The 12376-nt window shown below is 69.2% G+C and carries 11 protein-coding genes; 9 read left to right on the top strand and 2 right to left on the bottom strand.

What is annotated here, in order from left to right; genetic code table 11:
- The first annotated feature begins 9 nt into the window (after positions 1–9).
- Both AB0F43_RS19535 and AB0F43_RS19530 read left to right on the top strand, forming a co-directional pair.
- Positions 10–597 (top strand): TetR/AcrR family transcriptional regulator, encoded by a 588-nt coding sequence (locus tag AB0F43_RS19535; RefSeq protein ID WP_360478230.1) that lies wholly within the window; start codon positions 10–12, stop codon positions 595–597.
- A gap of 228 nt (positions 598–825) precedes the next feature.
- Positions 826–1284, top strand: coding sequence for a GNAT family N-acetyltransferase (locus tag AB0F43_RS19530; protein ID WP_360478227.1), 459 nt, complete (start codon positions 826–828; stop codon positions 1282–1284).
- On the opposite strand, the gene AB0F43_RS19525 is transcribed toward AB0F43_RS19530, so the two are convergent.
- Together AB0F43_RS19525 and AB0F43_RS19520 are read right to left on the bottom strand one after the other, a co-directional pair.
- A complete protein-coding gene (locus AB0F43_RS19525) occupies positions 1281–1901 on the bottom strand; it encodes a hypothetical protein (RefSeq protein ID WP_360478224.1) in 621 nt (206 codons plus the stop codon). The two genes, AB0F43_RS19530 and AB0F43_RS19525, sit on opposite strands and share 4 nt — an antisense overlap.
- A gap of 102 nt (positions 1902–2003) precedes the next feature.
- Positions 2004–3425 (bottom strand): CCA tRNA nucleotidyltransferase, encoded by a 1422-nt coding sequence (locus AB0F43_RS19520; protein WP_360478813.1) that lies wholly within the window; start codon positions 3423–3425, stop codon positions 2004–2006.
- Positions 3426–3488: 63 nt separating this feature from the next.
- On the opposite strand from AB0F43_RS19520, the gene AB0F43_RS19515 reads away from it, so the two are divergent.
- The 7 genes from AB0F43_RS19515 to trxA all read left to right on the top strand — a co-directional run bounded on the left by AB0F43_RS19515 (position 3489) and on the right by trxA (position 12365).
- Positions 3489–5816, top strand: a complete 2328-nt coding sequence (locus AB0F43_RS19515; RefSeq protein ID WP_360478221.1) for a hypothetical protein — start codon at positions 3489–3491, stop codon at positions 5814–5816.
- Positions 5809–7455 (top strand): murein biosynthesis integral membrane protein MurJ, encoded by a 1647-nt coding sequence (murJ, locus tag AB0F43_RS19510; protein WP_360478218.1) that lies wholly within the window; start codon positions 5809–5811, stop codon positions 7453–7455. Before AB0F43_RS19515 ends, murJ begins: the two co-directional genes overlap by 8 nt.
- 161 nt (positions 7456–7616) lie before the next feature.
- Positions 7617–9248, top strand: a complete 1632-nt coding sequence (locus AB0F43_RS19505; protein WP_360478215.1) for a protein kinase family protein — start codon at positions 7617–7619, stop codon at positions 9246–9248.
- Entirely contained in the window at positions 9245–9976 is a 732-nt protein-coding gene (gene sigM / locus AB0F43_RS19500; RefSeq protein ID WP_360478212.1) for an RNA polymerase sigma factor SigM, read from the top strand. The genes AB0F43_RS19505 and sigM overlap by 4 nt, the downstream gene beginning before the upstream one ends.
- A gap of 135 nt (positions 9977–10111) precedes the next feature.
- Positions 10112–10876 (top strand): hypothetical protein, encoded by a 765-nt coding sequence (locus tag AB0F43_RS19495; RefSeq protein WP_360478209.1) that lies wholly within the window; start codon positions 10112–10114, stop codon positions 10874–10876.
- 143 nt (positions 10877–11019) lie between these two features.
- On the top strand, positions 11020–12006 hold the full coding sequence (gene trxB / locus AB0F43_RS19490) for a thioredoxin-disulfide reductase (protein WP_360478206.1): 987 nt from the start codon (positions 11020–11022) through the stop codon (positions 12004–12006).
- Positions 12007–12047: 41 nt separating this feature from the next.
- Complete coding sequence (trxA, locus tag AB0F43_RS19485) at positions 12048–12365, top strand: thioredoxin (RefSeq protein ID WP_202865873.1); 318 nt, start codon at positions 12048–12050, stop codon at positions 12363–12365.
- Positions 12366–12376: the final 11 nt, after the last annotated feature.

The raw sequence follows: 12376 nt of genomic DNA, 5'->3' as shown, positions 1-12376 counted from the left end.
CTCAATAGCGTGAGTCAGCGCTGGACTGCGGAAGACCGCCGTAAGCAACTGGTCCGGATCGGCCTGATGATGCTGCGCACGCAGCCGATCCACGAGCTGTCGATCGACGCGGTCGCAGGTCAGGCGGGGATCTCCCGCGGCCTGCTGTTCCATTACTTCCCGAGCAAACGGGACTACTACATCGCGGTCATCTCGGCCGCCGGTCGCCGGCTGTTGCGGGTCACCAAGCCGGACGCGTCCCTGCCGCCACCGGAGCAGCTACGTCAGATGCTGCTGGCGTTCGTCGCGTTCATCACCCGGCGGCGCGACGCGTACATCTCCTTCGTCCGCGGCGCCGCGGGCGGCGACGATTTCGTGGTCAAGGTGTACGCCGAAACCCGCGCCGGCCTCACCACCCGAGTCCTCAACCTGATCGACTCCGCCGACGCCCCCACCCAGCCGGCCTCGCCTGAGCGCATGGTCGTCCACGCCTGGCTCGCCTACCTGGAAGACCTGGCCATCGAGTGGTCCGGCCTCCCCACCGAGGACCGCCCGACCACCGACGAGGAACTCGTCGACCACGCCATCGCCGCCCTGGAAACCCTCCGCAAGCTCTGACCAGTTTGGGTGTTGCCCCCTGACGTTGGGGGTTGCCCACTAAGCCTCTGAACGGGCAACCCCTAATCCGTCTGTCGGATGCGTTGGGGTAATGGTCCGGTGGTGGATCGGGGAGGGTTTTGCCCCGGATCGGGCGCAAAACTCTCCCCGGTCGCCTCACGGCTGTCCGGTGGACCGGAGAGAAAGACGAAACAGGAGCGTCATGGCTGATTGCTACCGTCGGGCCGCATGACGGTGGAGCTGATCGAAGGAATGGAACTGCGCCCGGTTCCCGGTACCGACCCCGCCCTGGTGGCGTTGACGACTGCCCAGCAGGCCGAGCTGGCCGCGATGTACGGCGAGGACCAGCCGCTGGTCGCGTTGCACCCGGACATCTCCTTCACGCTGCTCCTGCTCGACGGCGTCCCGGTCGGCTGCGTCGGCCTGCAACCCGTCGCCCCCGGGGTCGGCGAGATCAAGCGCATGTACGTCGACCCGTCCGCCCGCGGCTGGGGTCTGTCCCGCGTCCTCCTCAACGCAGTCGAGTCCCAGGCCCGAGCCACCGGCCTCATCCGCCTCCGCCTGGAAACCGGCACCCACCAACAAGCCGCCATAGCCCTCTACACCAATCACGGATACACCCCGATCCCGCCGTACCCACCCTTCGAAAACGAGACCGCCTCCCTCTGCTACGCGAAGAACCTCTAGGCGTTCGCGAGGTCCAGGACCAGGTGGGGGCCGTCGGGGTGGAAGCCGAGTTTGGTGAGGTAGGGGTTGGAGTCGCGCATGCGGGGTGGGGCGAGGACCTGGCGGAAGCCGTGGCCGGTGAAGACGTCGCTGCGGCGGTAGACGAACTCGCCGGGGGTGAAGTCGCGGTACTTCGGGACGACGTAGTCGAGGTCGATCTGGGCGCGGCCGTCGCCGGCGTCGTGGGCCAGGACGACGCCGACGGTGCGGTCGCCGTGCTGGACCAGGAAGGCGTACGGACTGTCGTTCGCGGTGAAGCCGGGGTTGAAGCGGCTGATGTCCTTCCGGTGCTGCGCGAGCACGTGGCCGAGGTACGCGTCGTCGCCGTTGACCTCGAGGACCTCGTACTCCGCCTGGTCGTGCCGGTGCCGGAGCAGCCGCCAGAGGTGAACCACGTTGATGACAGCCAGTACGGCGTTCATCCCCACCATCGGCCAGACCGCGATCGCGGCGTTGAAGCCGATCAGGATCACGCAACCGACCAGGTTCAGCAAGCGCAGGCGCAGGATGCGGGTCTGCAGGAGTGACAGCACGACCAGTGCGGAACCGCCCCACCCGATGATGCTCAAGACGTCCACAGCGCGAGAGTAGAGCAGGCCAGACCGGGACCGTGGCATCCGCCCCGCAGCTTCAGCCGAAGTGATCGCCAAGGCGCACAGGTCGATTCCGCCTCAACCGATCTAGGTCCGCTCGGACCACCAGCGGAGGAGTTCCTCCCGAGCGGCCTCCTCGCCGAGCGGGCCCTGGTCCAGCCGGAGCTCCATCAGGAACTTGTACGCCTGCCCGACCTCGCGGCCCGGCGGGATGCCGAGGATCTCCATGATCTGATTGCCGTCGAGGTCGGGGCGGAGGGCGTCGAGTTCCTCCTGCTCCTTCAACCGCTCGATCCGGGCTTCGAGGTCGTCGTACGCCGCCCGGAGCGCGTCGGCCTTGCGCTTGTTGCGCGTGGTGCAATCAGCCCGGGTGAGGACATGCAGCCGCTCGAGCTCGTCGCCGGCGTCGCGGACATAACGTCGGACGGCGGAATCGGTCCACTCGCCGGTGCCGTAGCCGTGGAAGCGCAGGTGGAGCTCGACCAGCTTGCCGACCTGGTCGATCTGCTCGTTGCTGAACCGGAGTGCCTTCATCCGCTTCCGGGCCAGCTTGGCCCCGACCACGTCGTGGTGGTGGAACGTCACCTTCCGGGCGCCCTCGAAGCGGCGTGTCTTCGGTTTCCCGATGTCGTGGATCAACGCGGCGAACCGAACGACGAAATCCGGCGTCGGAACTGACAGGCGGGATTCGAGTTCGATGGCCTGGTCGAGGACGGTGAGCGAGTGCTGGTACACATCCTTGTGCCGGTGGTGCTCGTCCTCCGCGAGCTGCAGCGCCGGCAGCTCCGGCAGCACGTGCTTGGCCAGCCCGGTGGATACCAGCAGGTCGAGCCCGATCCGCGGGTGGTCGGAGCAGACCAGCTTGACCAGTTCGTCGCGGACCCGCTCGGCCGACACGATCGTGATCCGCTCGGCCATCGCGGTCATCGCGGCGACCACCGCCGGATCCGGGGTGAACCCGAGCTGCGCGGCGAACCGGGCCGCCCGCATCATCCGCAGCGGGTCGTCGGAGAACGAGTCCTCCGGGGTGCCCGGGGTACGGATCGTCTGGCGGGCCACGTCCTCGAGCCCGCCGTACGGGTCGACGAACGTGTGCCCCGGCAGCCGCACCGCCATCGCGTTCATGGCGAAGTCGCGCCGGGCCAGGTCGCCCTCGAGACTGTCGCCGTACGCCACCTCCGGCTTGCGCGAGGTGGGATCGTAGGACTCCGACCTGTACGTCGTGATCTCCAGCACCCACTCACCCTTGCGACAACCGATCGTGCCGAAGGCCTTGCCGATGTCCCAGATGTGGTCCGCCCAGCCGGACAACAACCGCTCGATCACCTCGGGGTGTGCGGAGGTGGCGAAGTCCAGGTCCTTGCTCCCCCGGCCGAGGAGAATGTCCCGGACGGGACCGCCCACCAGGGCGATCTCGTGCCCGGCCTTGGCGAAGCGGGCCCCGAGCTCGTCGACCACTGGCGCGATCAGCAGCAGCGACTGGACCGCCCGCTGCTGGACGGCGGACAACGATCCGGCGGAGGCTGACTGGTCGGCGAAAGGTGACACGGGAAACTAGGTTACGGTGACGGCGTGTTGAGACGGCGACTGAGGCTCTCCGCTGCGGCGGTTGCGGGCCTGCTGATCGCTGCGTCGGCAGCGGTTCTCGGTGTACCGCCGACGTCCGCGGCGCCGGTGGAGGATCCCGTCGTCGACGTCACGATCGACTCGTTCGCCCCGGTCGCCCCAGCGCCGGGTCAGCAGGTGCGGATCACCGGCCGGATCACCAACGCCAGCTCGGAGACGTTCCAGGCGCCTCAGGCGCTCGCGTGTATCGACCGCGAACGCCTGGCCACCAACGCCGGCATCGCCGCGATCTCCACCGAGCAGGACCTGGCGATGAACGACCGGAACAGCTGCGAGCGCCTGACCACGGCCGAGTCGGGCGTGTTCCAGCAGTTCCAGGAACCGCTGGCACCCAAGCAGTCCGTCCAGTTCAGCCTCACCGTGCCGTGGAACGAGTGGCAGATCAGCCGGCAGACCGGTGTGTACGTCGTCGGTGTGGTGTTCCGCGGGCAGCCCGAAGACAAGCCCAGGATCACCGCCGGCCGGGCGCGGACGCTGATGCCGGTGGTCGGTGACCAGCCGCTGACTCGCAGGGTCAACACCGCCCTGGTGATCCCGTTGCGTCACCGGCCGACCCAACTGGGTGGAGGGAAGTTCGCGAACGACTCGCTGGCGCAGTCGATGGCGCCGAACGGACAGCTCGGCCGGCTGCTCGCGGCCGGGAAGAACCGCAAGGTCACCTGGCTGGTCGACCCCGCGATGCTCGACGAGGCCCGCCGGATCGAGGACCCGTACGTCGTCGCCGGCAGCAACAACCAGACCACGCCGGGCACCGGCCAGCAGGTGGTTGCCGCCTGGCTGAAGGAGTTCGAGGCCAGCCGCGCCCGCGGCAACCAGGTCGTCCTGCTCCCGTACGGCGACCCGGACGTGGCAAGCCTGATCGACGCCAGTGACCCGGGGGCCAAGGACCCGCTGAGTCTCCTCGTCGGCGACGCCCGGGCCGCCAGCGAGGAGTACAACCTGGCGCCTGGATCCACCGTGCCCCCCGCCTTCACCAACGGGTTGTGGCTGGAGAACGGTTCGGCTCGCGGCCGCTACCTCGCCGCGGCCTCGACCGGTTTCCGTGGTTCGCGGGCGACCGACCTGAACCTGGTCAACAGCGCTGCGTGGGTTTCGGCCGAACGGCCGAGCCTGAATCCGTCGCCGGTCTACATGGTGCGCACGCCCGAGGGCCCGAAGAAAGAGGTTCGCACCGTCATCGCGAACTCGGCCCTGACCGCCGGCGGCCCGGATCCGGACACCGCCGCGAGCCCGCTCCAGGTCCGGCAGCGGTTCGCGGCCGAGACCGCGTTGATGGCCACCGGCGGCACCACTCCGGTGTCCGTCGTGGCGCTGCCGCCGCGCACCTGGGACGCCGACGGCCTGGCCACCTCCGCGCTCGCCGCTGATCTGGCGCTGCCGTGGATCGCACCGACGGATGTCAGCCAGATCGTCGCCGCGACCCCGAAGCCGCCGACCACCAAGGCGCCGAACGCACCCCGGTCGAACCCGGCGCTCAGCAGCAGCCAGGTCGACGCCGTCAAGCAGCTCCACGACGCCACCGTGACGTTCCGCGACCTGCTGACCGTGAAGGAGAACCTGGACGAGAACATCAAGCGTGCGCTGCTGCGGTCGACCTCCAACGGCTGGCGCGGCTTCCCCGACGAGGCGAAGAGCTTCGCCGCGATCGAGACCGGCTCGGTGAACCAGCAGCTGCAGAAGGTGCACCTGGTCAACTCGAGCGTCGACCAGGGCCTGCGTCGCGAGATCAAGGTCAACCTGGCCGGCAGCCAGGGCACCTTCCCGCTGACGGTCACGAACGAGCTGAACCAGTCGGTCCGCGTCGGCCTCGTGGTCACCCCGGCGAACCGGACCGACCTGCGGATCGCGCCGCTGCAGACGCTGATCCTGCCACCGAAGCAGAAGGCGACGTTCCGGATCCAGGCGAGTGCGGAGCAGAACGGCCTGATCAAGGCCAACGCCCAGGTGATCACCGCCTCCCAGCGTCCGGTCGCCAACTCCCAGGAGCTGCTGATCGAGGCCGCGCAGTACGGCAGTGTCGGCTGGATCCTGGTCGGCGCCGCCATCGCGCTGCTGTTCGGTACGTCGTTCGTCCGCATCTACCGGCGGATCCGGACCGAGCGGCGCAACCCGGCCCCGGCCGGTCCCACCAACGATCCGCTGCACCCGGCGCCGCTGGCCGCCGGCGCGGACGAGCCCGGCGACCTGCCCGAGCCGCGGGCGAACGACGTACCGGAAGCCCCGTCCGGTGCCCCGGAGACCCTGAAAGAAGGAGTCGGTTCGAAGGATGGCTGACCGCACCCTGCGATCCGCGGCGGTGATGGCAGCCGGAACGGTGCTGTCCCGCCTGCTCGGATTCGTCCGGATCGCCCTGCTCGCGGCCGCCATCGGCTCCGCGCTCCGCAACGACATCTTCACCGCCGCGAACACCATCCCGAACAGCCTCTACATCCTGCTGGCCGGCGGTGTGTTCAACACCGTGCTGGTGCCACAGCTGGTCCGGGCCATCAAGAACCACGACGACGGCGGCCAGGACTTCACCAACCGGGTGCTCACCTTCGGCTTCATCGTGCTCGCCGTGGTCACGGTCGCCTGCGTCCTGCTCGCACCGTTCATCGCCGAGCTCTACCTGCCGGCGGAGCTGCACGAGCCGTCGCGGGCGGCCGAGCGGGAGTCGATGGTGATGTTCGTCCGGCTCTGCCTGCCGCAGATCTTCTTCTACGGCGCGTTCGTGCTGGTCGGACAGGTGCTGAACGCGCGGCGCCGGTTCGGTCCGATGATGTGGGCGCCGATCGCGAACAACATCGTCGCCTGCGCGTCGATCGTGGTGTTCCTGCTGATCTACCGCACCGGCGACACCCCGTCCACCTACAGCCACGGCGAGGAGTTGCTGCTCGGCCTCGGGCACACGGTCGGCATCGCCGTACAACTGCTGGTGCTGCTGCCCTACCTGAAGGCGAGCGGTCACACCTACCGGCCCAAGTTCGGGCTGCGTGGCACCGGGCTCGGTCACACCGCGAGGCTGGGCATCTGGACCGTGCTGTTCGTCGCGGTCAACCAGGTGACCCTGGTGGTCGTCACGCAGCTCGCCATCGCCGGTAGCGCCTCGGACGACCCGGGCGCGAAGGCCGGTCTGTTCGCGTACAGCACGGCGATGCTGATCATCCTGGTGCCGCACGGCATCGTCACCGTGTCACTGGCCACGGCCGCGCTGCCGCAGATGTCGGCGCTCGCGGCCGACGGTGACGTGACCGAGGTGGCCCGGCTCTCGGCCCGGTCGATCCGGCAGACGCTGGCGATCGTCGTACCGGCGGCGGCCGCGATGATCGCGTTCGCTTATCCGATCGTCACGGTGATCGCCGGCTACGGCTCCGGTAAGAACAACCTGACACTGATGTCGTACACGCTGATGACGCTGGCGCTGGGCATCGTGCCGTTCACCGTGCAGTACTTCCAGCTGCGCACGTTCTACGCGTTCGAGGACACGCGTACGCCGTTCTTCCTGCAGTGCGTGATCGCGGCGACGAACATCGCCGCGGCCGTGGTGGGGGTCCGGGTCCTGCTGGACGAGGAGCACCTCCGGTTCAGCGGTGTCGTGCTGGGAGCGGCGTACTCGCTGGCTTACGTGGTCGCCGTACTGCTGTCCCGTCCGGTGCTGCGGCGCAAGGTCCCGCGGGTGCACGGTGCCGGAATCGGACTGCCGCTGCTGGCGATGGTGATCGCCGCGGTGATCGCCGTCGGTGTTGGTCGCGCTGCGCTCTGGCTACTGACCGCCGCCGTCGACTGGTCCGGACCGCTCGGCGCAGTCCTCCAGCTCGCGGTCGCCGCCGTCGTGATGCTGCCGGTGTACGCCGGAATCGCGCGGGTCCTGCGGATCCACGAAGTGAATGACGTGGTGTCGATGGTCACATCCAAACTCCCCGGCCGCCGCTGATTCGTTCGGCTTGTGCACTCGTGCGCGCCTCAGTAGCTGACGGGGGCACTAGCATGGGGGCTGCGATCGGGCCGCCAGCTGATCGCGACCGGATCCCCGCCGACCGGGTCCGGGGCGCCAGACGCAGGCCGACCAGTGCATCGAGGAGGGCAAGAGACACCGTGTCGAACCAGACTGTCAGTCCTGGTGCCCTGCTTGCCGGCCGCTACCGGATCGCCGAGCTACTCGCGGAGATCGACGGTGCGCGGGTGTGGCGAGCAGTGGACGAGGTGCTCAGCCGGGCCGTCGTCGTGGATGTCCTGCCGGTCGGCGACCCACGAACCAACCTGCTCTTCGACGCCGCCCGGCGCGCCGCGGCGGCGGCCGACCCCCGCTTCCTGCGGGTGCTCGACTGCGACATGCACGACGGTGTCACCTACTGCGTGCGCGAGTGGGCCGGCGGCCGCCCGCTCGAGCGGATGCTCAGCAGCGGGCCGCTCACCGGGCAGCAGGCCGGCTGGCTGGCCCGCGAGGTGTCCGAAGCGCTGGAGCACCTGCACCGCACAGGTCACGCCCACGGCTCCATCAGCCCGGCCACCGTCGTGGTCACGGACGCGGGCGCGATCAAGGTCGTTGGTCTCGCCACCGAGGCGGCGCTGCGCTCCACCGGACCGGGTTCGCCCGAGCAGGACGTCCGCGCGCTCGGTGAGCTGCTCTATGCCTCGCTGACCGGGCGCTGGCCCGGCCCTGCCCCCGCCTGGGGCCTGCAGCCCGCTCCGGTGGAGCACGGCCGGCTCCTGAGCCCGCGTCAGGTGCGTGCCGGCGTGCCGCGCTCACTCGACGACATCAGCGACCGGCTGCTCAGTGACCCGCCCCGGCACCACGCGCCGCCGATCACGAGCGCGGCCGGGCTGTCCGCCGCTCTGTCCGGCGTCGTCGGCAGCTCCCACGAGCCGCCGAGCCAGATGGACGAGACCGTCGCGATCGCCCACGGCAGCATCGACGACGCCACCCAGGTCGTCCCGCCGACGCCTCCCGCGCTGGACCCGACCCCTCCGTACCAGTCCAACGGGCAGCAGCAGTCGGCGTACTCGACCCCGGCCGAGACCCGCCCGATCCGTCGGCAGCCGCCGCCACCGTCGAACGGCAACGGCCGCCGGCGAGTCGACGAGCCGAAGCCGAAGGGCTCGTGGGGCGGCCGGATCCTGATCCTGCTCGCCGTCCTGGCCCTGCTGTCGGTGATCGCGATGGCCCAGTTCCTGCTCAAGGGCGGCTTGAACAGCGACTCGGGCACCGACGACGCCGGCAGCGGCGACAAGACCGCACCACAGACCAGTACGACGCCGTCGGCCACCGGCGGACCGGCCAAGATCGTCAGCGCCCAGGACTTCGACCCGGATGGCGACGGCAAGGAGCGCCCGGACAAGGTTGGTAACACGTACGACGACAAGGCCAGCACGACCTGGACCACCATGACGTACCGGAACAAGCCCAACCTCGGCGGCCTCAAGGAAGGTGTCGGCATCATCTACAACCTGGGCGCGCCGACGAACGTGTCCAAGGTGTCGGTCGCGCTCAGGGGTGACGGCACCGACCTGCAGTTGATGGTGCCGAAGGGTGACACGACCAAGTCGCCGTCGACCGCGAGCGGCTGGGTCGCTGTCGCGACGCAGGAGGACCAGCCCGAGGGTACGACGGTGTTGACGCCGTCGAAGCCGACCCAGACGCAGTACGTCCTGGTCTGGCTGACCAAGCTTCCTAAGGAAGGCAGTGGGTACCGGGGCGAGATCTCGGAGGTCACAATCCAGAAATGACCTCTGATCTGGAGTCCGGGCCCACTCCACCGCCCCGGTCGGGTGTCACCCGGATCGGCGCGGCGGAGCCTGTCGCCCAGCAGGAAGGGCATGCTGGGCCGGTGAGCTACGACCAGATGGACGACCACGAGCTGCTCCGGCTGCACGTGGCCGGCAACCCGGACACGTTCGGGTACCTGGTCCGGCGGCACCGGGACCGGATGTGGGCGGTCGCGATCCGGACCCTGGGCGAGCCGGAGGAGGCCGCCGACGCGCTGCAGGAGGCGTTCATCTCGGCGTTCCGCCGGGCCGACTCGTTCCGCGGTGACGCCAAGGTGACCACCTGGCTGCACCGGATCGTGGTGAACGCCTGCCTGGACCGGATCCGTCGCCGCCAGGTCCGGGCCGCCGACCCGCTGCCTGAGGACGAGGACCGCGCCGCCGAGCTGGCCGGACCGGCCGAGGACGACCCGGCCGAGATCCGCGAGCGCCGGCTGGACGTGCTGAACGCGCTCAAGCAGATCAACGAGGACCAGCGCAGCGCCCTCGTCCTGGTCGACATGGAGGGCTACTCGATCGAGGAAGCAGCGGCCATCCTGGGCTGCGCACCGGGTACGGTGAAGTCCCGCTGCGCCCGCGGCCGGGCCCGGCTGCTGCCACTGCTCCGGCACTGGCAGACGACCCGCGCCGGCGCCGGGCGGTCCGACGTACCGGAGAAAACCGCCGCGGAAACGGTGGGAACCGAATGACTGGGTACTCCGTCGAAGCGGAGTCGCTGAACTGCGACCTGACCTTCATGCCTCGACCCGGAGTACTCCGATGATCACTCTGCGCCCGATTCTGTGCACGATTCTGGGCATCTCCCGCGAGGGGGCGAGTTTCCGATGACCGATTCCGGTCTGCCGACCAGTGAGCACCTCGAGCACCTGGACACGGACACGATCGCCGACCTGATCGAGAACCTGCTGCCCGCCCCCGAGGCGCACCGAGCTCGTGAACACGTGAAGGCCTGCCCGGAGTGTCAGCAGACGTTCGACGCGCTGACCCAGCTGTCCGAGGACCTCGCCGAGGAGGGCCGGAAGGACATTCCGATGCCGGCCGACATCGCCGAGCACCTGGACCAGGTGATCGTGTCGGAGTCCGTCCTGCGGGCGTCCACCGTGGGCGTGCACTCGCTGGTCCAGCTCCGCGAGGAGCCGCACCGGCACATTCCGAAGCTGCTGACCGCGGCCGCCGCGGTCGTGGTCGTCGGGGCGATCGGAGTCGGTGTGGTGCTCGCCACGAAGGACCAGGGCGGCGACGCCACCGCCAATGCGAACCCGACCACCGTGCTGCCGACCGGCGTACCGGTGATGACCACCAGGGATGTCGGCCCGGAGGCGCAGCAGTGGCTGGAGAAGTCCAATGGGCCGTTGCTGAACGGCACGGCGGAGGAGAACGCCTGCGCCCGCACCTTCGCGTCCGGCCGGCCGAACCCGAACGTCCAGCTGGTCCAGCCGGCGAAGGTCGACGGCAAGCGGGCGATCCTGATCGGTCTGCAGGGCGGCTCACCGCGGGACATTCAGATCTTCGCGGTCACCGGATGTAGCGAACCGGGTGGTGTCGCTAGCCCGTTCTACGACACGACGGTGACACTGCGCAATCGCTGAGACGCCGCCGGCGTGCTGCGGCCCGGCGATGGGTACGGTGTTGATACATTCCCACCCCACCGCCCCGGTCAGGGGGAATGGTCGGCCTCTAGGATCCGTTGAGTACGACGTCACCAAGTCTCGACGACACGAGGAACGCCTGCATGAGCGACCCCGCAGTCCGCAACGTCATCATCGTCGGCTCCGGTCCGGCCGGTTACACCGCCGCCGTGTACGCCGCGCGCGCCCGGCTCGAGCCGCTGGTGTTCGAGGGCTCCGTCACGGCCGGTGGTGCGCTGATGACCACCACCGAGGTGGAGAACTTCCCAGGTTTCGCCCAGGGCATCATGGGCCCGGCGCTGATGGACGAGATGCGCACCCAGGCCGAGCGCTTCGGCGCCGAACTGGTGCCGGACGACATCGTCGCGATGGACCTGACCGGCGAGATCAAGTCGGTCACCGACTCGGCCGGCACCCAGCACCGGGCCAAGGCCGTGATCCTGGCGATGGGCTCCGGCTACCGCAAACTCGGTCTGCCGGACGAGGACCGGATGTCCGGCCACGGCGTGTCCTGGTGTGCGACCTGTGACGGCTTCTTCTTCCGCGACCAGGAGATCGCGGTGATCGGCGGCGGTGACTCGGCCGTCGAGGAGGCCACCTTCCTGACCCGGTTCGCGAAGAAGGTCACCCTGGTGCACCGCCGCGACGAGCTGCGCGCGTCCAAGATCATGGCCGACCGGGCGTTCGCGAACGACAAGATCGAGTTCGCCTGGAACTCCGAGGTCGCCGAGATCCACGGCGAGGACAAGCTGACCGGCATCACCCTGCGGGACACCGTGACCGGTGAGACCCGGGAGCTGCCGGTGACCGGCCTGTTCATCGCGATCGGGCACGACCCGCGGTCGGAGCTGGTGAAGGGCCAGGTGCGCCTGGACGAGGAGGGTTACGTGCTGGTCCGCGAAGGCGGCACCGAGACCAACCTGCCCGGCGTCTTCGCCGCCGGCGACCTGGTGGACCACACCTACCGGCAGGCGATCACCGCCGCCGGCACCGGCTGTGCGGCCGCCCTGGACGCCGAGCGCTTCCTGGCCACCCTCGAGCACGAAGCCACCGCGGCCGCCGCGGCGGCCACCGAGCCTGTCACCGTCTGAACCTGACAACCACTGAAGGAGATGCGCCCGTGGGCGAGAAGATGAACGCGGTCACCGACGCCGAGTTCGAGCAGACCGTGCTGAAGAGCGACAAGCCGGTGCTGGTGGACTTCTGGGCCGAGTGGTGCGGACCGTGCCGCCAGGTCTCCCCGATCCTGGAGGAGCTGAACCAGGACCACGGGGACAAGATCACGTTCCTGAAGATGAACGTGGACGAGAACCCGGTCACCCCGAGCAACTACCGCGTCACCGGTATCCCTACCATCAACGTCTACGTGAACGGTGAGCTGGCCAAGTCCATCGTCGGCGCCAAGCCGAAGGCGGCGCTGCTGAAGGAACTGGCCGACTTCACTTCCTGAAGGTAGGACCC

The sequence above is a fragment of the Kribbella sp. NPDC023972 genome (assembly GCF_040639075.1).
GTDB lineage: Bacteria > Actinomycetota > Actinomycetes > Propionibacteriales > Kribbellaceae > Kribbella.
Note: the sequence above shows the minus strand (reverse complement) of the source record. Positions and strands in the feature narration are given on the sequence as shown.

What these genes read in the sequence shown, in the direction of transcription:
- AB0F43_RS19530 (WP_360478227.1), top strand. Translation starts at nt 826, where the DNA reads ATGACGGTGGAGCTGATCGAAGGAATGGAACTGCGCCCGGTTCCCGGT.
- murJ (WP_360478218.1), top strand. Translation starts at nt 5,809, where the DNA reads ATGGCTGACCGCACCCTGCGATCCGCGGCGGTGATGGCAGCCGGAACG.
- AB0F43_RS19495 (WP_360478209.1), top strand. Translation starts at nt 10,112, where the DNA reads ATGACCGATTCCGGTCTGCCGACCAGTGAGCACCTCGAGCACCTGGAC.
- trxA (WP_202865873.1), top strand. Translation starts at nt 12,048, where the DNA reads ATGAACGCGGTCACCGACGCCGAGTTCGAGCAGACCGTGCTGAAGAGC.
- sigM (WP_360478212.1), top strand. Translation starts at nt 9,245, where the DNA reads ATGACCTCTGATCTGGAGTCCGGGCCCACTCCACCGCCCCGGTCGGGT.
- trxB (WP_360478206.1), top strand. Translation starts at nt 11,020, where the DNA reads ATGAGCGACCCCGCAGTCCGCAACGTCATCATCGTCGGCTCCGGTCCG.